At 53.9% G+C, this 23,848-nt stretch carries 21 protein-coding genes; 5 read left to right on the plus strand and 16 right to left on the minus strand.

Going from position 1 to position 23,848, the window contains the following annotated elements; genetic code table 11:
• Positions 1 to 75: 75 nt before the first annotated feature.
• The 10 genes from B2Z72_RS07930 to B2Z72_RS07975 form a co-directional block, all read right to left on the minus strand.
• Positions 76 to 1,602, minus strand: a complete 1,527-nt coding sequence (locus B2Z72_RS07930; protein WP_296982813.1) for a SpoVR family protein — start codon at positions 1,600 to 1,602, stop codon at positions 76 to 78.
• Positions 1,599 to 2,882 carry a YeaH/YhbH family protein gene (locus B2Z72_RS07935; RefSeq protein ID WP_296982814.1) on the minus strand — a complete coding sequence of 428 codons (1,284 nt, stop codon included), beginning with the start codon at positions 2,880 to 2,882 and terminating at the stop codon, positions 1,599 to 1,601. The genes B2Z72_RS07930 and B2Z72_RS07935 overlap by 4 nt, the downstream gene beginning before the upstream one ends.
• Positions 2,883 to 2,953: 71 nt before the next feature.
• On the minus strand, positions 2,954 to 4,876 hold the full coding sequence (locus B2Z72_RS07940; protein WP_296982815.1) for a PrkA family serine protein kinase: 1,923 nt from the start codon (positions 4,874 to 4,876) through the stop codon (positions 2,954 to 2,956).
• A 318-nt stretch (positions 4,877 to 5,194) separates the two neighbouring features.
• On the minus strand, positions 5,195 to 5,515 hold the full coding sequence (gene glpE / locus B2Z72_RS07945) for a thiosulfate sulfurtransferase GlpE (RefSeq protein WP_296982816.1): 321 nt from the start codon (positions 5,513 to 5,515) through the stop codon (positions 5,195 to 5,197).
• Positions 5,516 to 5,517: 2 nt separating this feature from the next.
• Positions 5,518 to 6,336, minus strand: coding sequence for a symmetrical bis(5'-nucleosyl)-tetraphosphatase (locus B2Z72_RS07950; protein WP_296982817.1), 819 nt, complete (start codon positions 6,334 to 6,336; stop codon positions 5,518 to 5,520).
• 34 nt (positions 6,337 to 6,370) lie between these two features.
• Positions 6,371 to 6,757, minus strand: a complete 387-nt coding sequence (apaG, locus tag B2Z72_RS07955) for a Co2+/Mg2+ efflux protein ApaG (protein ID WP_296982818.1) — start codon at positions 6,755 to 6,757, stop codon at positions 6,371 to 6,373.
• Positions 6,758 to 7,615 (minus strand): 16S rRNA (adenine(1518)-N(6)/adenine(1519)-N(6))-dimethyltransferase RsmA, encoded by an 858-nt coding sequence (gene rsmA / locus B2Z72_RS07960; RefSeq protein ID WP_296982819.1) that lies wholly within the window; start codon positions 7,613 to 7,615, stop codon positions 6,758 to 6,760.
• Positions 7,605 to 8,591: a 4-hydroxythreonine-4-phosphate dehydrogenase PdxA gene (pdxA, locus tag B2Z72_RS07965; RefSeq protein ID WP_296982820.1), complete on the minus strand. Its 987-nt coding sequence runs from the start codon at positions 8,589 to 8,591 to the stop codon at positions 7,605 to 7,607. Before pdxA ends, rsmA begins: the two co-directional genes overlap by 11 nt.
• Positions 8,588 to 9,868 (minus strand): peptidylprolyl isomerase, encoded by a 1,281-nt coding sequence (locus tag B2Z72_RS07970; protein WP_296982821.1) that lies wholly within the window; start codon positions 9,866 to 9,868, stop codon positions 8,588 to 8,590. The genes pdxA and B2Z72_RS07970 overlap by 4 nt, the downstream gene beginning before the upstream one ends.
• Positions 9,858 to 12,308 carry an LPS-assembly protein LptD gene (locus B2Z72_RS07975; protein ID WP_296982822.1) on the minus strand — a complete coding sequence of 817 codons (2,451 nt, stop codon included), beginning with the start codon at positions 12,306 to 12,308 and terminating at the stop codon, positions 9,858 to 9,860. The genes B2Z72_RS07970 and B2Z72_RS07975 overlap by 11 nt, the downstream gene beginning before the upstream one ends.
• A gap of 394 nt (positions 12,309 to 12,702) precedes the next feature.
• Here B2Z72_RS07975 and B2Z72_RS07980 point away from each other — a divergent pair, with 394 nt between their 5' ends.
• From B2Z72_RS07980 to djlA, 3 genes are read left to right on the plus strand one after another with little or no spacing between them, the layout of a single operon-like run.
• Entirely contained in the window at positions 12,703 to 13,860 is a 1,158-nt protein-coding gene (locus B2Z72_RS07980; RefSeq protein WP_296982823.1) for an aminoglycoside phosphotransferase family protein, read from the plus strand.
• Entirely contained in the window at positions 13,857 to 14,594 is a 738-nt protein-coding gene (gene murU, locus B2Z72_RS07985; protein WP_296982824.1) for an N-acetylmuramate alpha-1-phosphate uridylyltransferase MurU, read from the plus strand. The genes B2Z72_RS07980 and murU overlap by 4 nt, the downstream gene beginning before the upstream one ends.
• Entirely contained in the window at positions 14,591 to 15,442 is an 852-nt protein-coding gene (gene djlA / locus B2Z72_RS07990) for a co-chaperone DjlA (protein ID WP_297004505.1), read from the plus strand. The genes murU and djlA overlap by 4 nt, the downstream gene beginning before the upstream one ends.
• Before the next feature lie 53 nt (positions 15,443 to 15,495).
• Here djlA and B2Z72_RS07995 read toward each other — a convergent pair whose 3' ends face one another.
• From B2Z72_RS07995 to gpmI, 6 genes are all read right to left on the minus strand, one after another.
• Complete coding sequence (locus tag B2Z72_RS07995; protein ID WP_296982090.1) at positions 15,496 to 16,926, minus strand: D-arabinono-1,4-lactone oxidase; 1,431 nt, start codon at positions 16,924 to 16,926, stop codon at positions 15,496 to 15,498.
• A gap of 2 nt (positions 16,927 to 16,928) precedes the next feature.
• Positions 16,929 to 17,273: a c-type cytochrome gene (locus B2Z72_RS08000; protein WP_296982092.1), complete on the minus strand. Its 345-nt coding sequence runs from the start codon at positions 17,271 to 17,273 to the stop codon at positions 16,929 to 16,931.
• A 265-nt stretch (positions 17,274 to 17,538) separates the two neighbouring features.
• Positions 17,539 to 18,414 (minus strand): divergent polysaccharide deacetylase family protein, encoded by an 876-nt coding sequence (locus tag B2Z72_RS08005; RefSeq protein WP_297004508.1) that lies wholly within the window; start codon positions 18,412 to 18,414, stop codon positions 17,539 to 17,541.
• A 3-nt stretch (positions 18,415 to 18,417) separates the two neighbouring features.
• Positions 18,418 to 19,773, minus strand: a complete 1,356-nt coding sequence (locus tag B2Z72_RS08010) for a S41 family peptidase (protein WP_296982097.1) — start codon at positions 19,771 to 19,773, stop codon at positions 18,418 to 18,420.
• 168 nt (positions 19,774 to 19,941) lie between these two features.
• Positions 19,942 to 21,069 carry a murein hydrolase activator EnvC family protein gene (locus B2Z72_RS08015; protein ID WP_296982099.1) on the minus strand — a complete coding sequence of 376 codons (1,128 nt, stop codon included), beginning with the start codon at positions 21,067 to 21,069 and terminating at the stop codon, positions 19,942 to 19,944.
• A gap of 10 nt (positions 21,070 to 21,079) precedes the next feature.
• Positions 21,080 to 22,618 carry a 2,3-bisphosphoglycerate-independent phosphoglycerate mutase gene (gene gpmI / locus B2Z72_RS08020; RefSeq protein WP_296982101.1) on the minus strand — a complete coding sequence of 513 codons (1,539 nt, stop codon included), beginning with the start codon at positions 22,616 to 22,618 and terminating at the stop codon, positions 21,080 to 21,082.
• A 251-nt stretch (positions 22,619 to 22,869) separates the two neighbouring features.
• Here gpmI and B2Z72_RS08025 point away from each other — a divergent pair, with 251 nt between their 5' ends.
• Together B2Z72_RS08025 and secB are read left to right on the plus strand one after the other, a co-directional pair.
• Complete coding sequence (locus B2Z72_RS08025) at positions 22,870 to 23,283, plus strand: rhodanese-like domain-containing protein (RefSeq protein ID WP_296982102.1); 414 nt, start codon at positions 22,870 to 22,872, stop codon at positions 23,281 to 23,283.
• Between the two features lie 27 nt (positions 23,284 to 23,310).
• On the plus strand, positions 23,311 to 23,781 hold the full coding sequence (gene secB / locus B2Z72_RS08030; RefSeq protein ID WP_296982103.1) for a protein-export chaperone SecB: 471 nt from the start codon (positions 23,311 to 23,313) through the stop codon (positions 23,779 to 23,781).
• The last annotated feature ends 67 nt before the right edge of the window (positions 23,782 to 23,848 follow it).

Here is a 23,848-nt window from a genome sequence, read left to right on the forward strand (position 1 = left end):
TTAAACTGTGGGACAGCAGTGCGCTGATGCGGCCTTTTTTTGTTGGTGAATGTGGCTGTGTTTGGGGAAAGAGTATTACGGCATTTTCATGTCCGGCACACTCTGGCGTTTGATCAGTCGATCGTCTTTACAGGTTTCCAGATGAATATCAAAGCCCCAGAGGAAATGCAGATGCTTCATCACTTCGTGCACGTCTTCTGACAGCGGTGTGTCGTTTTGCATGGTATGACGCAAGGTCAGAGAGCGGTCACCCTCGATATCCACATTGGTAATCTGAATATTCGGTTCGCGCCGGGACAGATCGTACTGACTGGCCAGACTTTCGCGAATTTTGCGGTAGCCCTGGTCGTTGTGAATCGCCTCAACTTTGTAGTGATCTTTTTCGTCGTCGTCGTAAATGCTGAACATATGGAATTCACGCATCATATTCGGCGACAGGAACTGCTGAATAAAACTTTCATCCTTAAAGTTACGCATGGCGAAGTGCAGGGTTTCCAGCCAGTCTTTGCCGGCCATTTCCGGGAACCACTCGCGGTCTTCGTCGGTCGGGTTTTCACAGATCCGTTTAATATCGCGGAACATGTTGAATCCCAGTGCGTACGGGTTAATGCCGCTGTAATAAGGTGAATCGTAACCCGGCTGATAAATGACGTTACTGTGCGATGACAGAATTTCCATCATAAAACCGTCGGTCACTTTACCTTCATCATAAAGGTGATTCAGCAGGGTGTAGTGCCAGAACGTCGCCCAGCCTTCGTTCATCACCTGAGTCTGGCGTTGTGGATAAAAATACTGAGATATTTTACGCACAATGCGGATCAGCTCACGTTGCCATGGTGCGAGTAGCGGCGCGTTCTTTTCCAGGAAATACAGAATATTTTCCTGCGGTTCATCCGGGAATTTACGCTTAGTCCGTTTTTTCGCTTCCTCTTTTGGCGAACTTGGCAGTGTGCGCCACAGATCATTGACCTGCTGCTGCAGAATGCTTTCCCGTTCTTCCTGACGCATTTTTTCTTCTGCGGCAGAAATCGGCTTTGGCCGGCGGTAACGGTCGACACCATAGTTCTGCAGAGCGTGGCAGGCGTCGAGTACCTGTTCTACTTCGGCCTGACCGTGGCGTTCTTCGCACTTGCGCACATAATTTTTGGCGAATACCAGATAATCGATAATGGCACTGGCATCCGTCCAGGTACGGAACAGGTAATTACCTTTGAAGAACGAGTTATGACCATAGCAGGCATGTGCGATCACCAGTGCCTGCATCGGCATGGTGTTTTCTTCCATCAGATAGGCAATGCAGGGATTGGAGTTAATCACAATCTCATAAGCCAGCCCCATCTGACCACGCTGATAATTTTTCTGCGTGTGCAGGAATTGCTTGCCGTAAGACCAGTGGTTGTAACCGATGGGCATACCGACAGACGAGTAGGCGTCCATCATCTGCTCAGCGCTGATGATTTCAATCTGATTGGGGTAAGTGTCCAGCTGATAACCTGCAGCAATGCGGGCAATTTCCCGGTCGTAGGTTTCTAACAGCTCAAAATTCCAGTCAGAATCCGTCGACAGGTACTGACGTTCTTTAGCAGGTACGTTCTCGTTCATGACGCCTCCTGATGCCGTTCTTTCGCAAACAGGTCGCGGAAGACCGGGAAAATATCTGCCGGGCTGCGGATCTGTGCCATGGCAAATTCTGCTGGATGGGATTTCTGTAAGCCGGTGTAGGCTTCCCAAAGAGCCTGATGCTGGTTAGGCGTAATTTCAATGTAGGCAAAATACTGCACCAGCGGCAGCAGCTGCTTCTGCAGGATCTGCGAGCAGACCGGGGAGTCGTCGTCCCAGTTGTCACCATCCGATGCCTGCGCTGCGTAAATGTTCCATTCGCTGGAGCTGTAACGCTCCTGCACAATGTCATGCATCAGCTTCAGTGCACTGGATACGATGGTGCCGCCGGTTTCCCGGGAGTAGAAGAAATCCTGCTCATCCACTTCTTTAGCACTGGTGTGGTGTCGGATAAACACCAGCTCAATGTGTTCGTAATTCTTCTGCAGGAAAAGATACAGCAGAATATAAAAGCGCTTGGCAATGTCTTTAATATCCTGAGTCATGGAGCCGGAAACATCCATCAGGCAGAACATGACCGCTTTACTGCTTGGTGTCGGCACTTTGACCTGGCTGCGGTAGCGCAGATCAATATCATCGAGGAAAGGAACATTTTTCAGTTTACCTTCCAGTGACTCGATCTGTTCACGCAATGCGGAGACTTCCGCACGGGTATCATCTTCCGTTGGATTAAGCGCTTCCAGCGCCAGCTTCAGCTCTTTCAGTTTTTTGCGTTTGCCAACCGTCATACCAATACGGCGTGCGTGGGCATTACGCAGAGAACGCACGACGGAAAGATTGTTTGGCGTACCTTCAGAAACAAAACCGGCGCGGCGGGTTTTGAAATCTTTGGTCTGACTCAGTGTTTTTTTGATCATGTTCGGTAACTCAAGGTCATCGAACAGATAAGTCAGAAACTCTTCTTTGGTGATGTAAAAAGAAAATTCGTCTTCCCCTTTACCCTGATTGCTGGCATTACCGGAACCGGCACCACCACCGCCGCCCCCCTGAGGTTTTTCCAGCTCATCGCCGGTAGCAAATTCTTTATTACCAGGGAATACCCGGTGCTGTTTGCCTCCCGGACCATGTGAAATGGAAGGCTCATGAGTATTACGGGTAGGAATACTGATCTGTTCTCCACGTTCCATATCGGTAATGGAGCGGCCATTAACGGACTCGGTTACGGCTTCTTTGATGTGCTTGCGGTAGCGTTCAAGAAAACGCTGCCGGTTAACCATGCTTTTGTTCTTTCCGTTCAGGCGCCGATCAATGATATACGACATACACTTCTCCTGCTGTTCCGGAAATAGTTGCCCCGGAATAAAACCCACCGGTTGCCCGGTGGGATTCAGTCTTACTGTGACTTACGTACGCGCAGATACCATTCTGACAACAGACGGACCTGTTTCTCTGTATAACCGCGGGCAACCATGCGGTCGACAAAGTCATCGTGTTTCTTCTGATCGTCAGAAGAAGATTTCGCCGAGAAGGAAATGACCGGCAGAAGATCTTCGGTATTGGCAAACATTTTCTTCTCGATAACCGCACGCATTTTTTCGTACGACTGCCAGGAAGGATTATTGCCATTGTTGTTGGCGCGGGCGCGTAACACGAAGTTAACGATTTCATTACGGAAATCTTTCGGATTGCTGATGCCTGCTGCTTTTTCAATTTTCTCCAGTTCTTCGTTGATGGCAACACGGTCAAACATTTCACCGGTTTCCGGATCACGGTATTCCTGATCCTGAATCCAGAAATCAGCGTAGGTTACGTAACGGTCAAAGATGTTCTGACCGTACTCGGCATAAGACTCGAGGTAGGCGGTCTGAATTTCTTTACCGATAAACTCTACGTAATCGGTTGCCAGATATTCTTTCAGGTAGTTCAGGTAACGGTCGTGAGTTTCTTCCGGGAACTGCTCCTGCTCAATCGCCTGTTCCAGTACATAAAGCAGGTGAACCGGGTTGGCAGCAACTTCTGTGGTATCAAAGTTAAATACCTTAGACAGAATCTTGAATGCAAAACGGGTCGAAATACCGTTCATGCCTTCATCGACGCCAGCGGCATCACGGTATTCCTGAATGGACTTGGCTTTCGGATCCGTATCTTTCAGGTTCTCACCATTGTAGATGCGCATTTTTGAATAAATGCTGGAATTATCCGGCACTTTCAGGCGCGACAGTACAGAAAACTTAGCCAACATGCTCAGGGTATCCGGCGCGCAATGGGCGGCAGCCAGTGAGCTGCTGGACAGCAGTTTTTCGTAAATTTTTACTTCTTCATTTACGCGCAGACAATAAGGGACTTTAACGATGTACACCCGGTCGAGGAATGCTTCGTTATTCTTGTTGTTGCGGAACGTCTGCCATTCAGATTCGTTGGAGTGAGCAAGCAGGATGCCTTCATAAGGAATCGCGCCCATGCCTTCGGTACCGTTGTAGTTACCTTCCTGTGTAGCGGTAAGTAACGGGTGTAACACTTTAATGGGGGCCTTGAACATTTCCACGAATTCCATCAGGCCCTGGTTAGCACGGCACAGACCACCGGAGTAGGAGTAAGCATCCGGGTCGTCCTGAGAGAAATCTTCCAGTTTGCGGATATCGACTTTACCCACCAGAGAGGAAATATCCTGGTTGTTCTCATCGCCCGGTTCGGTTTTGGTAACACCGACCTGGTCGAGAATGGATGGGTAGAGTTTAACGACTTCGAACTTACTGATATCACCGCCAAATTCATGTAGACGTTTTACTGCCCACGGGGACATCACCTTGCCCAGGTAACGGCTGGGGATGCCATAATCTTCTTCGAGGATGGCGGCATCTTCATTCGGATCAAACAGACCCAGCGGTGATTCGAAAACCGGAGATCCCTTAATGGCATAAAAAGGAATGGTTTCCATCAGGTGTTTCAGACGCTCTGCAAGTGAGGACTTACCACCACCTACAGGGCCCAGCAGATAAAGGATCTGTTTGCGTTCTTCCAGCCCCTGCGCGGCGTGGCGGAAGTAAGAAACAATATTCTCAACGGCCTCTTCCATGCCGTAGAATTCAGAAAACGCGGGGTATCGCTTGATGACTTTGTTGGAGAAAATACGGCTGAGGCGTATGTCTTTGGATGTTTCAATCAGTTGTGGTTCGCCAATGGCCATCAGCATACGCTCAGCGGCAGTGGCATAAACGGATTTATCTTTCTTACAGAGTTCAAGGTAGTCCTGCAGGCTCATGACCTCTTCCTGGGTCGACTGATACCTGTCTTTATACCGGCTGAATACACTCATAAGTTCACCTCTCCGTTCACCTGATTTGTCAGGCTACTTTGCTACGATTACTACATAAAAACCCGTAATTAAATTCCGATGTCTCTGCCATAGTATGGTTCAGAGTTTCTGGTATATACCAGTAAAAAAATGTTGATAGAAAAAGCAGGAATTTTTTATGACAAATTTCTGCCGTTGGTAAAAAGACTATGCATTGAACGTGCCCGAAACTGTAAAGGGGGTTCGCAACTTTGGTAGGAAGGGTTAAAAACAGAATTAAAAACAGCGCACTGTGAAAATAAAAAAGGCCCGTAAAAACGGGCCTTTAAGCAGGTTTTATCAGGCTTCCGTCAGGTCCGGAAAAGCCAGTTTCCACATCTCATATCCGCCATCGAGACTGTAGACTTTGCTGAACCCCTGACCGGCGAAGAACTGTGCGGCACCCTGGCTGGAGTTGCCGTGATAACAACAGACCAGTAATGGGTCATCTTTGCTGACAGAGCCCATAAATTCTTTAAGGTTATCGTTGTCCACACGCTGTGCTTTGCTGATGTGGCCAGACTGGTAACTCATGGCATCACGGATATCGGCAACGTTCAGATTTCCCTGTTCAATCAAGGCCTTGGCATCGCCTGCGGAAATACGCTGGAAACCACTCATAGTTAATTCTCCGGTTGGGCCGGCACCCGGAACCATTGCTGATCATCCAGGCGCAGGGCTGACAGTTGTCCACCCCAGACACAACCTGTGTCGAGGGCATAAATATCGGGTACCGGGACATTCCCTTCCAGTGCGGCCCAGTGGCCAAACAGCAGACGGGTTCCCACGGCTTTGCGTCCGGCGGCTTCGAACCATGGAATATAGCCTTCCGGCGCGGTTTCGACGCCTTCTTTACTGGTAAGATCCAGCTCGCCATCGGCACTGATAAAGCGCATGCGCGTCAGGTAATTCACGATCAGCCGTTGCCGGTCGATGCCCTGCAGGCCTTTCTGCCAGCGGTTTGGCAGGTTGCCGTACATATTGCGGAAGAAATCTTCGCAATGGTTGCTCTGCAGCACGTCTTCGACTTCCTGAGCCAGGCGGCGGGCTTTGCGTGCGCTCCACTTGGGCGGAATACCGGCATGGCTCATACACCAGTTGCGGCCTTCATCGAGAATAACCAATGGCTGAAATCTGAGCCAGTCCATCAGTTCTTCGCGATCCGGCGCACCAAGTATGGGCATCAGGGTATCGTGATTGCGCACTGATTGACCGCCGTAATGGATCGCCAGCAGGTGCAGATCGTGATTGCCAAGTACACAGCGGGCGCGATGACCCAGACCTTTAATAAAGCGCAGTGTTTCCAGCGACATCGGGCCACGGTTAACCAGATCACCGGCAAACCATAACTGATCCTGCTGCGGATCGTAGTTTACTTTTGCCAGCAGGCGCTGAAGCGGTTCAAAGCAACCTTGAATGTCGCCGAATGCGTATATTGCCATATAGTAATCTTATGGTCGACCGTGCGGCCGGTGGTCAGTTGAGCGCAGAAGGGATGGCCAGAGTAAAGACAGGAACAGTGGCATGGAACAGGGTGCCGTCATCGGCTTCCATCACATAGTAGCCACGCATGCTGCCCACTTCAGTGGCCAGCACAGAACCGGATGAATAGCGGTAGGTTTCGCCTGGTTCAATGGTCGGTTGTTCACCGACCACGCCATCGCCTTTCACTTCCTGCATTTCATTGTTGCCATCGGTGATAAACCAGTGGCGGGTGCGCAGGGTTGCAGCCTGTTCACCCTTGTTGTTGATGGCAATATGGTAGGCGAAGACAAAACGCTTATCTTCCGGTACCGATTGCTCATCCAGATATTCGGTTTCGACGCTGACGCGGATGCTTTCGTTAAGCTCGTCAGTAATCATTTATGTCTCTCCGTTAGTGTCGTCGGCCTGTTGCTGCAGCTCATAGACGGCATCAGCGATACAGACGTATTCCTGCAGCGTCAGGCGCTCAGGACGCAGCCCGTTATCAATGCCGAGGGCTTCCAGCTGCTCTGCACTGATCAGGTTCTTCAGTGTATTACGCAGGGTCTTACGGCGCATACTGAAGGCTTCCCGAACAACCCGTTCCAGCGTTTTGATGTCTTTGGCCGGGCAGGGCAGTTCATCATAAGGAGACAGACGCACAATGGCGGAGTCGACCTTAGGCGGCGGATTGAAGGAGCCCGGGCCGACAATAAACAGTGGCTCAACCTTGCAGTAGTACTGCGCCATAATACCCAGACGGCCATAATCTGAGGTTCCCGGTCCGGCGGCCAGACGGTCAACCACCTCTTTCTGCAGCATAAAGTGCATATCTTTGACGATGGTGTGATGCGCCAGAAAGTGGAAGATCAGCGGCGTTGAGATGTTGTACGGCAGGTTACCGACGATACGCAGCTGCTGACCCGGCTTGAGAATGGTGTTGAAGTCGAACTTCAGGGCATCCCCTTCGTGAATGGTGAACTCAGGGTAGTTGAAGAACTTGGTGCGCAGAATCGGAATCAGATCGCGGTCCAGTTCCACCACATCGAGTTTGCCGCAGGCATCCAGTAACGGCTCGGTCAGAGCCCCCATGCCTGGGCCGATTTCGACCAGTGCGTCGCTGTGTTTCGGGTTGATGGCACGCACGATCTTGTCGATCACATGGCTATCGTGAAGGAAGTTCTGACCAAAGCGTTTACGGGCTTTATGGCCCTGGGCTTTGGGAATATGCGTCTTGCTGTGTTTATTATCGGACATGTGCCTGTGCCATTTGCAGAGCGACGTCGATGGCGGTGTGCAGGCTGCCGGCGTCGGCGGTTCCTGTCGCAGCCAGATCCAGTGCGGTACCGTGATCCACGGAGGTACGGATAACCGGCATGCCAAGGGTGATGTTGGCAGCGCGGCCGAAGCCGTGGAATTTCAGCACCGGCAGTCCCTGATCATGGTACATGGCCAGAGTCGCGTCAGCGTGTTCAAGATGTTTTGGAGTATAGAGGGTATCTGCCGGCAGGGGACCGGTGAGATTCATACCTTCTGCCCTGAGTTCATTCAGGGTGGGGATAATAATATCCAGTTCTTCGCGCCCCAGATGGCCGTCTTCGCCGGCGTGCGGGTTCAGGCCCGCCACCAGAATATGCGGTGCAGCAATGCCGAAGAAGGTTTTCAGATCGTGATCAAGGATACGGGTAACGCGCTTGATACGATCCGCTGTAATTGCGTCAGCAACGTCCCTGAGCGGCAGGTGAGTGGTTACTAATGCTACGCGCAGATCGCTGGTGGCGAGCATCATCACCACTTCTTCAACGCCGCAGTAATCGCGGAAATACTCGGTATGACCACTGAAGTGGATACCGGCATCGTTGATAATGCCTTTGTGCACCGGCGCGGTAACAATACCCTGCCAGCGCTTATCAAGGGCACCCTGTACGGCGACGCGCAGGGTTTCCAGCACGTAGTGGCTGTTGGCGACGTTCAGTTCACCAGCCGTCACCGGGGCTTGCAGTTCAACCGGGCAGACACAGAGTGTTCCCGGCTCATCAATGCACAGTGGCTCAGCGTCGCTGAACAGGCGGATGGTCAGCGGCAGCTCAAGCTCACGTGCGCGCTGTTCCAGCAGCTGCGGGTCAGCGATCACCACCAGTTCGCAGTGGCGGACTTCCTGGGCGATCTGAATGCACAGATCCGGACCAATGCCGGCAGGTTCGCCAGCGGTAATCGCCAGACGTGCGCTCATGAGTCAGCCTTGATATCGACGTAAGCTTCAGAGCGGATCTTACGCAGCCAGATTGGCAGTTCTTCTTCAAAGCGGCGCTGATAAAGCATGTTGCGCACCTGATTACGCTGGTTTTCGGCGCCAACGTCAGTTTCCCGGCGGTCTTCGACCTGCAGGATGTGCCAGCCGAACTGGCTTTCAAACGGCGCACTGATATGACCAACAGCGGTTTCCTGCATGGTGGCGTCAAAGGACGGCACCATATCGCCCGGATTTACCCAGCCAAGGTCGCCGCCACTGGCGCCGCTGCCCGGATCGTCGCTGTATTCGCGCGCCAGGGCTGCAAAGTCTTCACCGGCCTGCAGGCGCTGGTAGATGCTGGCGATCAGGTCTTTGGCGTCCTGCTGATCGCGCAGTTCGTTAGTCTGAATCAGAATATGACGGGTTTTGGTCTGGGTGATCAGCTTGGTGGTACCACCACGCTTTTCCAGAACTTTTACAATATGAAAGCCACTGGCGCTTTTGATCGGATCAGCCACCTGACCGGCATTCAGTTTCGGCACAGCATCGGCAAAGATACCCGGCAGCTGAGCTTCTTTACGCCAGCCCAGATCACCGCCGTTGAGGGCGTTCTGGCCAGCGGATTCAGCAATGGCAGTCTCGCGGAAATCAGCGCCATTACGCAGCTTTTTCACCAGCTCATCGGCTTTGGCTTTGGCTTTTTTCAGGTCAGAGGCGGAAGCGTCTGACGGCACAGAAATCAGGATATGGCCGAGGTGGAACTCAGCGGCGGAGGCCATTTTGCCGAGATCAGAGGCGAGGAAGTAATCCACGTCCTGATCTGTGATCTGGATGCGCTCTCCCACCTGATAACGTTGCACACGGCTGATGCGCATTTCATTTTCAATCTGGCTGCGCGCCTGATCAAACGGAACGCCCTCAGACTCCATGGTCTGGCGGAACTGATCCAGACTCATTTTGTTCTGCGCCGCGATGCGGTTCAGGGCTTCAGTCATCTGATCATCACTGATGCGCACACCAGCACGGTCAGCCATCTGCAGCTGGATGCTTTCGGTAATCATCTGCTCCAGCACCTGGCTGCGTAAGACGTCGGCCGGAGGTAAGGATTTGCCCTGGGCCTGCTTCTCGATCATATCGATGCGTGCATCGAGTTCGCTCTGCATAATGACGTCGTCTTCAACCACGGCGGCTACTTCGTCGAGGAGTTGAGGCGCGGCCTGGCTGGTGAAGCTGATGGCCGCCAGCAGGCTGCTGAGCAGGAAATTCTTAATAGTCATGGTATTTACGTCTTGAGTATCCGGTTATGCCTTCACTGATAATGCTGTCGCCACTGCTGCCGAAGGTACTGAGACCTTTCAGCTGGATGCTGAGCATCAGGCCGTAGCGTTCTTTGGTACTGTATTCGGTGCCGGCGTCTGTATCGCGCGGCGAGGTCTTGCGGTACATAATCTGGGTGCGCCAGCAGCAGTTCTGATATTCAAAACCGATCAGCGATTCCAGTACCGGGCTGATCGGGCTGCGCTCATCGTTGTCGTAGGAACGCATATCACGCAACTGACGGCCCACCAGAGCCCAGCGGTCGTTGAGGGCCCAGAACGCCCCGATATCAATCTGGCGGGTAGTGGTCTCTACGGTTTCATCCGTGTTGTTCCAGTACTGGGTGGTGTTGGTTGCCAGATTAAAGAAACGGTTCTCGTCGCTGGCATAGCGCGCACCATAGCGGCGCTGTACGGCGAAGTCGTGGTAGCTGTTCCATTCCAGTGTATGGTACAGAGACCAGTTCATGCCCGGGCTCCATTCCACTTCACCCAGCAGACTGGATGTGCCCTGGGTATCCCGCTCCGGCAGTGTGGTGCCGTTAAGTTGCACCAGCCGGTCGCCGTTGTACCAGATGCGACCGGCACTGGCGCGGAAACGTTCCATACCGGAGGCATTAATAAAGCGCGTGGTGATACCGGCGCTGATCTGGTCGAGGTCGGCAAGACGGTCGCCACCGGTAAAGCGGTCACCCTGAAACAGGCTGGCGTAGGTCACTGTGGTGCGCGTACTGTCGAAGTTCGGAATCTCGTTCTGATCGCTGATGTAAGGGCTTTTCACCCAATACAGACGTGGTTCCAGCGTCTGCTGGTATTCCTCACCAAAGAAGTTGAATTCACGGTCGAAATACAGGCCGCCATCGACGCTGTAACGCGGTGCGCCATGGCTGATGTCGGTATCAAAATCGCCGAGGGTGTCGTCTGCGTTAGTCAGGTTGTAAGCGCGGTAACGGTATTCCGCCGCCGGCGTCAGGAAGCCGAATGGCCATTCCATCGGGTACGCCACTTTGCTGTCAGACAGAATACGGTCGCCGTTGAGGGCGTCAAAGCCGCTCAGGGTTTGTTCAGAACTACCGATCGTCGCGGTTTCGTCACGGGTAAAGCGGGTGGTCTGCAGCTTCTGGCCAAACTGCCAGTTATTAATCTGCACCTCAGAATAACTCAGGTTCAGCTGCGGCAGACGGCGATAGGGGCGGTTGCGCAGGGCAATGGAATCGTCGATGGTCTGAAAACCTTCCGCTGTGATATCGAAGTGCCAGGCGCGTTGATTCCACTGAATCACGCCGCGGCGCGGCATGTGTGTGGTACGGTCCACGGCTGCCGCCGGGCTCATATCCGACAGATAGTCTTTGTCGCTGAGGTGGTTGTAGACCCAGTCGTGGCTCCAGCCATGGCCGAAGGTGCCGGACTGCTGGTAGTTGATCAGCCAGCGTTCATCATCTTCCGTGGCGTCATGGCCAAGGTAGCCGTAGTTCAGCTCGCCATCACCAAGCAACGCCGTTTTATGGCGGAACTGGGTTTCCCACAGCATGCCCCGGTCAAGGATATGGTGACCAATAATGGTGGCATCGGCGTTGGGAGCAATGTTCCAGTAAAACGGAATCTGAATATCTTCTGCCTGACCTTCACCGTTGACGGTAAAGCTGGGGTCAAGGAAACCCGTCATCCGACGGTCGTCGATCGGAAAGCGGTAATAAGGGATGTACATCACCGGCACTTCTTTGATGCGCAGGCGGGTATGCCAGGCGCTGCCAATGCCGGTTTCCTGATTCAGGTGCAGCTCACTGGCGGCGAGATCCCAGTCGTTCTGACCCGGCTCACAGAAGGTAAAGGTGGCGTTGGTCAGATCCAGCTTATTCTCTTCCGGTGTTTCGATGCTGTCTGCGGTACCGCGGAAGTGGCGTGCGGGCACTGAATATTCGGAGTTATAAAAGTTAACCACTTCGCCACCGTTAAGGATGGTGGCGGACTCGCCATACAGCACCATATCCGGGCTGGCGAGGGACACGCTGCCATCAAGCTGGCCTGAGTAACTGGTCTGATTCCAGCGTACGGTGTCGGCACTGAGGCGCTGATCGGTCTGACGAATAATCACATCACCGCTGAGCACGGTATTGCCGTCACGGTCAGAGGTGGATTCATCGGCTTCCGCTTCAATGCGGCCTTCCGGTAAGCGGGTAAATTCAGGTACGCGGTAATTGCCGCTGCAGAAATCCGGCAGGATTTCCTGTTCTTCTGCGCTCAGCTGATCACGTGGATACCAGCCCAGAGGCGGAACAGAATCGTCGGCAGAAGCGCTGCCCGCGGCGAATGCCAGCGCTAACGAAGCGCAGGCCACAGCAGAAGAAAGCAGTTGGCGGCTGGCAGAAAAACAATGTCTGACGGGATGAAGCTGAGTCATGTGTGGCTGTAGCGCCTATCCATATTGAGTGTGTTATCTTAGCCCCTGCAAATAACCGCAGGTTCCCGGAGCAATCCGGTAGCCACAAAAGCGCCCAATTTTAGGGCCTGCCGCCATGAATTAACAGGCCTGTTGATGGTCATAATGGCCATGCGGCTGCTATGAACAGAGTGATTTAGCCAGCTAAGCGGGCCGTGCGCAACACGGTTGCGTCAAAACAGAACCGCTTCAGGCCGCAGAAAGCCGCACAGACCGCGTTGAACAGCGCGGCTTTGCACACGATTTGATGATTCGTCGGGCCGTGCGATTCCCCGCGGCCGGTAAAACTTAACAAAACAGGGCCAGCTGACCGTCTGTTGGCTGCCCGGATAATGACAGAGTCTGAGAGGACAATATGGATCAGCGCCGGGACGATCTCGCGCGCTGGGCTGCCGACGCAATCCGTCGGTATACCAGCAGTAACGCTAACAATAATATCGCTGCCAGCCCTGAAGGGGATGCCAGTCCGCTGGAAAACGCTGTTGAAAGCGCTGCCGACAGCAGCAGTGCACAGATGGAATTCACAGTAACCATGGTTTCCGGCGATGCCAGTTTCCGCCGCTACTTCCGCCTGCAGCACAAAGACTTCAGCTGGATCGCGGTGGATGCTCCAGCGGATAAGGAAGATAACCCCAGATTTGTCGCCATCGCCAAAGCCTGGCGCGATCACGAAGTCGCGGTACCAAGGGTTATTGATTACGACTTTGAACGTGGCTTTATGCTGCTGGAAGATTTCGGCGACCGTCTGCTGTGGCCGGCGTTGCACCGCGATGACATCACCCTGAGCGAAGTCAGTGATTACTATCGCCAGGCGATACGTCAGCTGCTGCATATCCAGACCATGCCGGTTAAAAATCTGCCGGTTTATGATGCCGAACTGCTGGATCGGGAAATGGCGCTGTTCCCGGACTGGCTGTGTCAGCAACAGTTGGGCATGGAGCTGTCCGGCGCAGAGCAGGATATGCTGCAATCTGTATTCACTACCCTGCGCGAACGGGCATTGGCGCAGCGTCAGGTCGTCGTGCACCGGGATTTTCATTCGCGCAATCTGATGCTGCGGGATGACGGTTCACTGGGGGTCATTGATTTTCAGGATGCTGTGGCCGGACCGGCGACCTACGATCTGATTTCGCTGTTGCGCGACAGCTATGTGCGCTGGCCACAAGCGCTGGTGGACGAACTGGCGGCAGAATACTGGGAAGCCGCCCGGCCGCTCGGGGTATATCTCGACAGCTGGGAAGAATTTCAGCGCGACTTCGACTGGGTGAGCATGCAGCGTCATTTAAAAGTGGCGGGTATTTTTGCCCGTCTGAATCTGCGTGACGGCAAACCCGGTTATCTGGCCGACATCCCCAATACCTGTCAGTACCTGCAGGAAATCTGCAGCCGCTATGATGAATTTGAAGCCTTCAGTCAGTGGCTGGAAAAGCGCTTTATGCCGGCATTGGCCTCACTGAATGCGCTTATTCCGCCAGCAGGTACTGAGGCGCTGCGGGACAGCAGTGCCGAATGAAAGCCATGATTTTAGCCGCCGGGCGCGGCACGCGGATGGCACCCTTGACCGATCAGTGCCCTAAGCCTCTGTTACCGCTGGCGGGCAAATCCCTGATTGTGCATCACATCGAAAAGCTGGTGGCTGCAGGTTTTACCGAACTGGTGATTAATCACGCCTACCTTGGCCACAAAATCGAACAACAGCTCGGCGATGGCCGCGCCTTTGGTGCACAGATTCAGTACTCGGCAGAAAGCGAAGCGCTGGAAACCGGTGGCGGCATTCTCAAGGCGTTGCCTATGTTATCCGGCGCGGAGGGTAATGAGCCATTTCTGCTGGTGAACGGCGATGTATGGACTGACTGGGATTACCGTTCCGCCGCTGAGGTAACACTGAATTCCAGTCTTGGCTATTTATGGCTGGTGGATAATCCGGAGCATAACCCCGACGGCGATTTTATTTTGCAGGACGGTAAGGTGATTAATCCACTCGCTCAGGATGTTTCCAGAGCACAGCAAAATTCACACAACACGACAATGAAGCTGACCTTCAGCGGCATCAGTATTCTCCATCCGCAGCTGTTCCGTGATTGCACGCCCGGAAAATTCCCGCTGGCACCACTGTTACGTGAAGCCATGGATAACGGCCGGATGCTCGGTGAGCAGCTCAGCAACGACTGGGTGGATGTTGGTACACCACAACGTCTGGCGGAACTGGAAGCCCGGCTGCAACAGCAGAAAATGGCCTTCGCATGAGTTCAGTTGCAGGAAAATTCTGGGCCGGGAAACTGATCGGCGCCCTGATTGGTTTTGTCAGTGGCGGCCCTTTCGGATTACTGGTCGGAGCTTTTGCCGGACATCTGTTTGACCAGGCATTAAGTAAAGTTCTTCTCGGTCAGGCCGCGGTGGCCAGTGGCTCCGCTGGGCGGGCACAGATTCAGCAGGTATTTTTCCGCGCCACGTTTCGTGTCATGGGCCGTCTGGCGAAAGCCGATGGCCGTGTCAGTGAGCAGGAAATTGATGCCGCCAGTCATATTATGAATCAGATGGGCTTAAGCGGTCCGCAGCGTCAGGCTGCTATTAATTTCTTCACCGAAGGCAAAAACCCGCAACTGAATCTGGCATCTGATCTTTCCATGCTGCGTAACCTCTTTACCCAGCGTACCGAACTGGCACAGATGTTTATGGAAATTCAGCTCAGCGTAGCGTACGCCGACGGCAAGTTATCGGTGGAAGAACGTAAGCTGTTCGATAAATTATGCCGCGATCTGGGCATCAGCGTTTTTCAGTTTGAATGGATTCACGGCCGGATTCAGGCAGCCATGAATAGTGGTTCGCGGGGGTATTCTTCCGGCTATCAGGGCAGGCCAGGGCAACAGAATAGCGGCAGTGCTGTGCAGCTGAAAAATGCTTACGCGGTGCTGGGGGTAAAAGCCGATGCCTCCGATGATGAACTGAAGAAAGCCTACCGCAAACTTATGAGTCAGCATCACCCGGATAAACTGATCGCCAAAGGTCTGCCGGAAGAAATGATGAAACTGGCCAAGGAGAAAACCCAGGAGATTCAGACGGCGTATGATCTGGTGAGAAAAGCGCGCAAGTAATTCCGAATTTAAAAGCCCGCGATCGCGGGCTTTTTATTGCTCAGAAAACTGCCTCAGACAATCCCCAGCACTTTGCGGATATGGTCGTTAAGAAATAATCCCTGCGGGTCCATTTCAGCACGGATACGAAGGAAGTCATTAAAGCGTTCATAGCGGGCAGCAAATTCTTTGGCGGCTAATGTGTGGATTTTTCCCCAGTGTGGACGGCCGTCGTACTTCCAGAAGATCGGCTCAATGGCGGCAAAGTATTTTTTATAATCTTTGTCATGGAAGTTGTGGCAGCTGATGGAGAAACCATCACGCTGATAAAACGGGCTGAGCCAGACATCGTCGCCTTTGATGTAGCGTGCTTCGATAGGAAAAACCACGGGAATATTCTGCTTTTTAATGGTGTGCAGAATTTCACGTAAACACTGTGGGCCGACTTCCGCCGGTACCGTGTATTCCATTTCGTTAAAGCGGATATCACGCAGGTTGCCGAATATCTCGTGGGATGGCCCATAGCGTGTTTCGGGTTCCACGCCGCTGGCACCAAAGTTCACCAGCCAGCCGCGCAGGAAGGGCAGATAATCCACAACGTTGGCCAGTGTACGGAAGGCTTCATACGCGTCGCCGCTTTCAACCGGAGGTTTTTCCGGAATATCCGCCGGATCGATTTTGTCGATGGCAATCCCCAGCATATAGTCGCCGTGGGGCAGCGCATACATTTCGTAATGGCGGTGGGCATCGCGTAATTCTGCCGCGCGTTCCAGCCCTTCTTCTTCCGACATCATCCAGCTGTGTTCTTTCAGATAGTAGGCTTTTTCGGTGCCGATGCGGGCCTGGGTTACCACGCCGAGCGCGCCGATATTGTTGCGTGCAGCATTGAACAGATCGGCATTCTGAGTAGCGCTGCAGTGCAGAATATCACCACTGGAATTGGCAATACGCAGACTTTTTACCTGAGTGGAAATCGTCCCCAGATCCTTGCCGGTGCCGTGGGTCGATGTTGCCAGCGCGCCGCCAAAAGCCTGGGTATCGATGTCGGACATATTGATTACCGACATACCCTGATCCCAGAGTTTGTCGCCCAGCTGGGACAGGCGTGTACCGGCCCAGACATCGGCTTCCATGGTGTTCAGGTCAGCATTTTCGACGCCGCGTAAACGGGCAAGAGACAACAGGGTCTGATCGGTGGGCACCAGTCCGCTGAAGCTGTGGCCGGAGCCAACGCAGCGGATCGGTTGGCGGGCGGTTTTCAGAATGCCGGCCAGTTCATCTTCATTTTTCGGCACCAGGCGCTGGGCAGGCTGGCAATGCTGGTTGCCGGACCAGTTGCTCCAGGGCAGCACGCGCTTACCGTCGGGGCCGATAATGCCCGGTGTTTCTTCGGTTTTTACGTTGCTGCTGCAGGCTGTAGTGCCGGCGGTACCAGCGGCAATAAGCGCCGCGCCGGAGGCTTTTAACAGTTCACGGCGATTAAGTTTAATACGGTCGAAATTCATGCTTACTGCTCCTGCGCCATGTACTGAATGATGTCGTGCAGATCGTCGGCACTGCATTCCACGCAGGTGCCCATGGGCGGCATATTGCCGATGCCGTTAATCGCGTGATTGACCAGGGTTTCCATGCCTTTATCGAGGCGGTCATGCCATTCACTGGTGAAGGCCTGAGGGGCGCCGGAGGCTTTTACCGCATGGCAGGCGGTGCAGTAGATGTCGTAAAGTTCAACGGTGTAGTCATCGACGGCTACAGAGCTGGCGTGCGATGACGCAGTAAAAGAAAGTCCGCCAAACAGGAAAAAAGCCAGAAACAGGCGGCTCGTTGCGGGTCTGCCATGGGTATTGATCATTCTTGTCCCCTCATTAATCTGTCCTGAGATTAATAAAAATGAAACCATGGTACAAGTATTGGCGACAGGGATCAGATTTTTATCAGGCCATTCCGTGCCATTTCTTCATTTTGCTGTACTGGCTTCCCTGATCTTCATCACTGATGAGCTGAGTCGACGGCAGCGGCGTTTCTGTTCTTCCGCGTCTTTTCAGTATCCATCGTGAGAAAGAAGTGCAAAAGGAGTGCTAAAGACGTGCGGACGAAGTGCAGAACATGGGAGCGGGTCAGCGCTCCGCTTTGATCTCTGCAGCAGACTCTGGTTCAGGCTCTGGTTCAAATATTGGCGAACTGTGCAGCAGGTAGCGCGAAGGGGCAGGCTCCGGCGCAATCAGGCGCGACCACAGACGTTGGCGCAGGAACTGATCAATGCTGGTCAGGCGCACATTTCTGGGCTCCAGAGCCGGCAAAGCTTTATGCAGAAAGGCCAGTGTTTCCGGATAGGGATGACCGATGATCACGGCATAGCCGCGCTTCTGCGCAAGCGCTACTGCCCGCTCAAACTGGGCTGACAGCGATTCTTCATCGCGCAGGTTGTCGAGGAATACATCGCGGTCCAGCGCCGGTACGCCATTAGCATCGGCTTTCTGACGGGCAACGCTGGCAGCACTGGTGAGGCTGTCGATAAAAAACAGTCCCTGCTGGCGGGCAATTTCCATCACCCAGTTCATTGCCTGCGGGTTCTGCGTTAACAGGCTGCCGGTGTGGTTATTAAAGCCCTGAACGTGGGGGATGGATTCGAGATCATCCAGCAGCACCTGTTGCAGGGTATGCTGATCCATATCGCCGTGCAGTCCGCCGGGCCCCAGTTTGGCTCCCTGTTCATTATCCATTGGCGCGTGCAGCATGATGACATGGCCTTTGTCGCTGGCTTTTTCTGCCAGCCGGGCAGCGAAGGGCGTATGGGGCAGGAACGCCAGATTAACCGGCGCTGGCAGGGCCACGGCCTGTTCGCCGAGTTTGCGGTTATAACCGACATCGTCAATGATCAGCAGCAGCTCAGCGGCGCGGCTCAGGGAAGGGATCAGTCCTGCCAGCAGTGTCAGGCACAGCGGCAGACCGATCCGGGCAAGAGTGTTTGCCCGGGTACGGCGGTTGTTCAAGCGTTACTCCTGACGCAGTCCCAGAATGCCGACACCACGCAGCAGGGTGTGGGCTTCATACAGCTGGAAGTCCTTTTTCAGCAGGCTGCTTTCGGCGGCCTGTGCGCTTTCGCTTTCGCTGTCGGCCTGTTTGTCAGCGTTTTCTGCCGCATCTGAGGCTTTTCCACCCGGATTGGCAAGGTGGCCCGGCAGATCAGATTCTTTGTAATAACGCTGTTCGTAAGGGGTCACTTCGCTTTGCTCTACCCAGATATCCGGGGTGATGCCCTGAGCCTGAATAGAACGGCCATCCGGGGTGAAATAACGTGCTGTGGTCAGCTTGATCGCCCGGTCCTGGGTGATTGGCAGTACGCTCTGTACTGAGCCCTTGCCGAACGACTGGGTGCCAACGATGACCGCGCGCTTATGATCCTGCAGGGCGCCGGCAACGATTTCCGAGGCCGATGCCGAGCCACCATTAATCAGTACCACAACAGGCACTTTGCCGGCCGGAGTATGGTTAGTGGCGCTGTAGCTCAGTTCGGAGGCGGCCGTACGGCCTTTGGTATACACAATCAGCCCCTGGCTGATAAAGGTATCGACCACATCCACCGCGGCATCCAGCACGCCACCCGGGTTATTGCGCAGATCCAGAATGATGCCGTTGAGCTTGCCGCTGTCACGCCATTCCTGTACGGCAGAGGCTAATTCGCTGCCGGTTTTTTCCTGGAACTGGGTGATACGCACATAGCCAATATCACCGCTGAACATATCGGTACGCACGCTGGCAACTTTGATCTCGGCGCGGGTCAGGGTGTAGGTCAGCAGTTCTTTTTCGTTTTTGCGGCGGATTTCGAGGGTGATGTCGGTACCCGGTTCACCGCGCATCTTTTCCACCGCATCGTTCAGGCTCATGCCCATCACGGCTTCACCGTCGAGGCTGACGATCAGGTCACCGGCTTTGATACCGGCCTGTTGCGCCGGGCTTTCATCAATCGGTGTTACCACCAGAATCAGACCGTCCTGCTGACCGACTTCAATACCCAGACCACCGAACTTGCCGGAGGTGTTTTCCTGCAGGTCGGAGAAATCTTCCGGCTGCAGATAGGCAGAGTGCGGATCAAGGGAAGACAGCATGCCGTCGATGGCGTATTCCAGCAGTGTGGTGTCATCCACTTCTTCCACATAAGAAGAGCGGATACGCTCAAAAATCTCGGTGAAATTGCGCAGTTCTTCCAGCGGCAGCTGGCCCTGCAGATGATCAGCGGAAGGGGTATCAGCCGCGGGTGCTTCTTCGGCCTGTGCCGGGAGCAGCAGGCAGGTACTGATAAGAGCGGAGAGCAGCAGTTTGGGGCCGAATGCGGTCTGAGAGGTGAACATAGTGATGCTAAGGCTTCCGGAGTGAAAGTTTGCCGTTAAGAATGGCACAAAAGTCAGCAGAACTCACTGCAATTGAGCGTTCTTCTGCTGACAGTTATGGGCCTTTCCATCCCTGTTTATCTGATTATGGTTTATCTGGTTATGGCTCAGCTGTATGGCACGTGCTGATCAGCGTTTGATCCAGACTGCCGGATCCTGTGGCTGACCTTTGTAACGGATTTCAAAATATAGACCGGCCTGATCCAGACCACCACTGCGCCCGGCCGTGGCGATGGTTTCGCCCTGGTTGACCCATTGGCCAACGGAATTCATCAGCGCCTGATTGTGCGCATACAGGCTCAGGTAGCCGTCGCCGTGATCGAGAATGGTGAGCAGGCCAAAGCCGCGCAGCCAGTCGGAATAGACCACACGTCCGTGATGCACGGCGCGTACCGGAGCCCCTTCATTGGCGCTCATCATCCAGCCTTCCCAGCGTGATTTGCCATCGCTGGTACGGTTGCCAAAGGCATAACGGATACGTCCGTCGACCGGCATCGGCAGTTTGCCTTTCAGCGCGCGGAACGGGCGCGCGTCGTTTTTACGCGGGCTGGTTTCCAGCAGCGTCTGCACTTCATTCAGCAGGGATTCAAGGCGCTTACGGTCGGCCTGTTTCTGCGCCAGCCGTTTCTGTTCTGAATTCATGCGCGATTGCAGGCTGGCCAGCAGTTGTTGCTGATCTTTTTTGCCCTGGGCCAGCCGCTTGTTTTCGGCGATCAGGTTCTGTTCGCTGACCTGCAGTTTGCGCTCTGATTCACTGATGAGTTCGGCGATCTGATCGAGGCGCGTCAGCTCAGCGATGATGTGCTGAATACGCTCAATGCGGGCAGTATTGAAGTAGCCGAAGTAGCGCATCATACGTTGCGCCAGTTGTGGGTCATCCTGATTGAGCAGCAGTTTCACCGGGCCTTCATTGCCCAGTTTCTGCGCCGCGCGCAGCTGCTCAGCCAGGTGATTACGGTGTTGCTGGCGAAGTTCGCGGAGCTGTCCCTGCTCCTGCCGCAGCTTTTTTAGGCGATCTTTTTCCTCCGCTAACTGACGGCGGGTTTCCTGAATCTGTTTGCTGATGGCTGCGATTTCCTCATCGGATTTACGCAGTTTGGCGTTCAGGTCAGAAAACTCGTCCTTAGCGGAGTTAAGCCACTGTTCGAGTTTGGCGATTTCGGCTTGCAGTTCTTTCAGTCTGGCTTCGTCATTTGCCGAAGCAGGTGCTGACAGAAACGCCAGCACCAGGCCGCACAACAACAGCGGTCTGATCATCGGGTTTATCTCACTTGTAGCTGACCAGGCTGGTTCCTGTCATTTCAGCGGGTTGTTCGATTCCCATCATCGCCAGCAGCGTAGGGGATACATCGCACAGGCGGCCAGGCTGGATGCTGGCCTGCTCACGCTGGTTCACGTAAATCAGGTTCACCGGCCCGGTGGTGTGCTGGGTCATGGCCTGGCCATTGTCATCCAGCATCTGTTCTGCGTTACCGTGGTCTGCGGTAATCAGGCATTCGCCACCCACTTCCAGCAGCGCATCGGTGACCCGCTTCAGGCATTCATCAATGCATTCCGCAGCTTTCACTGCCGCATCATAAACACCGGTGTGGCCAACCATGTCGCCATTGGCGTAGTTACATACGATCAGATCGTATTCGCGGTTTTTGATGGCTTCAACCAGTTTGTCGGTGACTTCCGGTGCGCTCATCTCAGGCTGCAGGTCGTAAGTGGCCACGTCCGGAGATTTGACCAGAATACGGGTTTCGCCATCGTATTCCGCTTCCTGACCACCAGAGAAGAAGAAGGTCACGTGGGCGTATTTTTCGGTTTCGGCGATGCGCAGCTGCTTCATGCCCAGTGAGGACACGTACTCGCCGATGCCGTTGTGCAGGGTTTCCGGCGGGAAGGCGCAGCTGGCTTTGATGTCTGCGGCATACTCGGTCAGCATCACGTAGTCGGCCAGAGCCGGGCGTGCTGTACGCTCAAAGCCTTTGAAGTCATCGCCTTCGACCAGTGCGCGGGTGATTTCACGGGCACGGTCCGGACGGAAGTTAAAGCAGATAACGCTGTCGCCGTCTTTAATGCTGCCGTCAGCACCACCAATCACAGTGGCTTTGACGAATTCGTCATTTTCGTCACGCTCGTAAGCTGCGGCCAGAGCGTTGCTGGCGGTGTCAGCGCTGAACTCTGCTTTGCCCAGCGTCATGGCATCGTAGGCCTGCTGCACACGTTCCCAGCGGTTATCGCGGTCCATGGCGAAGAAGCGGCCAACAACGGAGGCGATCTGGCCATTGCCCAGTTCGGCGAAGGTGTCTTCGATCAGTTTGATGGATGGCGCGGCGGAACGCGGTGGCATATCACGGCCATCGAGAATGGCATGAACATAGACTTTTTCTGCACCACGCGCTTTTGCCAGTTTAAGCAGAGCCACCAGATGTTCTTCGTGACTGTGCACGCCGCCTGGTGACAGCAGACCGGTGAAGTGCACGGCACTGCCGTTGGCCACGGCTTTGTCGATGGCGTTGGTCAGCGCGGCGTTATTGCCCAGCTCATCGTCTTTGATGGTCTTGTTGATGCGCGTGAAGTTCTGATAAACGATGCGTCCGGCGCCGAGGTTCATATGGCCAACTTCGGAGTTGCCCATCTGGCCGTCAGGCAGACCAACGGCCTCGCCAGATGTCTGGATCAGAGTGCTGGGGTAGTCAGTCAGCAGGCGATCCCAGGTCGGGGTATTGGCGTTGGCAATGGCGTTGTTATCAGTTTCTTCACGATAGCCCCAGCCATCGAGAATGATCAGTGCAGTAGGTACAGGGCGCGAATTCATTAAAATGGACTCAGTTTTTTGACCAAAGTTGGCCCTATTGTACCCAAAAACGCCCTGTTAAGTCGCGTCTGCGACTGAGTAAAAGAGTCGGAATTGATTGAATTTTGCTCACAGTCCGATAGTCATGGGTTAATTTGGCCGAAAGCCACGATCTGGCGCGGCTGACGCTGTGGACTTTTTTACCGGCGGTGGTTCCTGTCACACTCAGACGGTATACTCCGGCCTTCTTTTTGATTTGATGATGAGAAGTTATGGATCGTCTGTTTGATTTCGTGGCCAATCACTGGTGGCTGGTAGGTATCTGGGGCGCGTTTCTGCTGGCGCTGTTGTGGGACAACAACCGTCGCAGTGGCCTGTCGGTATCAACGTCGCAGGCTACCAGAATGGCTAACAGTGAAGATGCTGTGTTTGTTGATATCCGCGATTCCAAGGATTTCAATGCCGGACACATCGCCAATGCTGTCAATATTCCGTTCTCTGCACTGGCGAGCCGTATGAATGAGCTCGACAAGTACAAAGATAAGCCTCTGATTCTGGTGTGTAAAAGCGGTCAGACGGTCAATATGGCCGGCAAAACGCTGCGCGAGAAAGGCTTTAATGCAGTACGCATGAGCGGCGGCATGATGGAGTGGAGCAATCAGAACCTGCCGGTAGTGCGCGGCTGATTGCGGTTTTATTTTTAAGGGGAAAACATGTCTGAGAACAACCAGCCGCAGTTTGCTCTGCAGCGTATTTACATCAAAGATGCTTCTTTTGAAGCGCCTAATGCACCTGTGGTCTTCACCAAAGAGTGGAAACCAGAGATCAAACTGGATCTGAACAGTGGTGCACGTAAAGTGGATGAAAACCACTACGAAGTATTCGTTAAAGTGACTGTGACGGCTACCAACGAAGGCGAAACCGGTTTCCTGGTTGAGCTGGTTCAGGCTGGTCTGTTTGCTATGGCCAACATTCCGGAACAGCAGATGAAACCAATGCTGGGCGCTATGTGCCCTAACATCCTGTTCCCATACCTGCGTGAAAGCGTAGACGCTATGGTTATTAAGGGTGGTTTCCCTCCACTGATGCTGGCACCGATCAACTTCGATGCCCTGTATCAGCAGAAAGCCGCGCAGGAAGCTGCTCAGGCCAATGGTGAAAGCGCTGAACCTGCTACTCACTGAGTTGCCGGGTTGAGTTTGCCGGGTTGAGTTTGAGAGAAGCATGAAAAAAGGAGCCAATGGCTCCTTT

Source organism: Thalassolituus sp. UBA6592 (assembly GCF_002433655.1).
Lineage (GTDB): Bacteria > Pseudomonadota > Gammaproteobacteria > Pseudomonadales > Oceanobacteraceae > Venatoribacter.

What these genes read in the sequence shown, in the direction of transcription:
- B2Z72_RS07980 (WP_296982823.1), top strand. Translation starts at nt 12,703, where the DNA reads ATGGATCAGCGCCGGGACGATCTCGCGCGCTGGGCTGCCGACGCAATC.
- B2Z72_RS07975 (WP_296982822.1), bottom strand. Translation starts at nt 12,308, where the DNA reads ATGACTCAGCTTCATCCCGTCAGACATTGTTTTTCTGCCAGCCGCCAA.
- B2Z72_RS07950 (WP_296982817.1), bottom strand. Translation starts at nt 6,336, where the DNA reads ATGGCAATATACGCATTCGGCGACATTCAAGGTTGCTTTGAACCGCTT.
- glpE (WP_296982816.1), bottom strand. Translation starts at nt 5,515, where the DNA reads ATGAGTGGTTTCCAGCGTATTTCCGCAGGCGATGCCAAGGCCTTGATT.
- gpmI (WP_296982101.1), bottom strand. Translation starts at nt 22,618, where the DNA reads ATGAATTCGCGCCCTGTACCTACTGCACTGATCATTCTCGATGGCTGG.
- B2Z72_RS08015 (WP_296982099.1), bottom strand. Translation starts at nt 21,069, where the DNA reads ATGATCAGACCGCTGTTGTTGTGCGGCCTGGTGCTGGCGTTTCTGTCA.
- B2Z72_RS08000 (WP_296982092.1), bottom strand. Translation starts at nt 17,273, where the DNA reads ATGATCAATACCCATGGCAGACCCGCAACGAGCCGCCTGTTTCTGGCT.
- B2Z72_RS07935 (WP_296982814.1), bottom strand. Translation starts at nt 2,882, where the DNA reads ATGTCGTATATCATTGATCGGCGCCTGAACGGAAAGAACAAAAGCATG.
- rsmA (WP_296982819.1), bottom strand. Translation starts at nt 7,615, where the DNA reads ATGTCCGATAATAAACACAGCAAGACGCATATTCCCAAAGCCCAGGGC.
- secB (WP_296982103.1), top strand. Translation starts at nt 23,311, where the DNA reads ATGTCTGAGAACAACCAGCCGCAGTTTGCTCTGCAGCGTATTTACATC.
- B2Z72_RS08010 (WP_296982097.1), bottom strand. Translation starts at nt 19,773, where the DNA reads ATGTTCACCTCTCAGACCGCATTCGGCCCCAAACTGCTGCTCTCCGCT.
- apaG (WP_296982818.1), bottom strand. Translation starts at nt 6,757, where the DNA reads ATGATTACTGACGAGCTTAACGAAAGCATCCGCGTCAGCGTCGAAACC.
- murU (WP_296982824.1), top strand. Translation starts at nt 13,857, where the DNA reads ATGAAAGCCATGATTTTAGCCGCCGGGCGCGGCACGCGGATGGCACCC.
- B2Z72_RS07970 (WP_296982821.1), bottom strand. Translation starts at nt 9,868, where the DNA reads ATGACTATTAAGAATTTCCTGCTCAGCAGCCTGCTGGCGGCCATCAGC.
- djlA (WP_297004505.1), top strand. Translation starts at nt 14,591, where the DNA reads ATGAGTTCAGTTGCAGGAAAATTCTGGGCCGGGAAACTGATCGGCGCC.
- B2Z72_RS08025 (WP_296982102.1), top strand. Translation starts at nt 22,870, where the DNA reads ATGGATCGTCTGTTTGATTTCGTGGCCAATCACTGGTGGCTGGTAGGT.
- B2Z72_RS07930 (WP_296982813.1), bottom strand. Translation starts at nt 1,602, where the DNA reads ATGAACGAGAACGTACCTGCTAAAGAACGTCAGTACCTGTCGACGGAT.
- B2Z72_RS07995 (WP_296982090.1), bottom strand. Translation starts at nt 16,926, where the DNA reads ATGAATTTCGACCGTATTAAACTTAATCGCCGTGAACTGTTAAAAGCC.
- B2Z72_RS07940 (WP_296982815.1), bottom strand. Translation starts at nt 4,876, where the DNA reads ATGAGTGTATTCAGCCGGTATAAAGACAGGTATCAGTCGACCCAGGAA.
- pdxA (WP_296982820.1), bottom strand. Translation starts at nt 8,591, where the DNA reads ATGAGCGCACGTCTGGCGATTACCGCTGGCGAACCTGCCGGCATTGGT.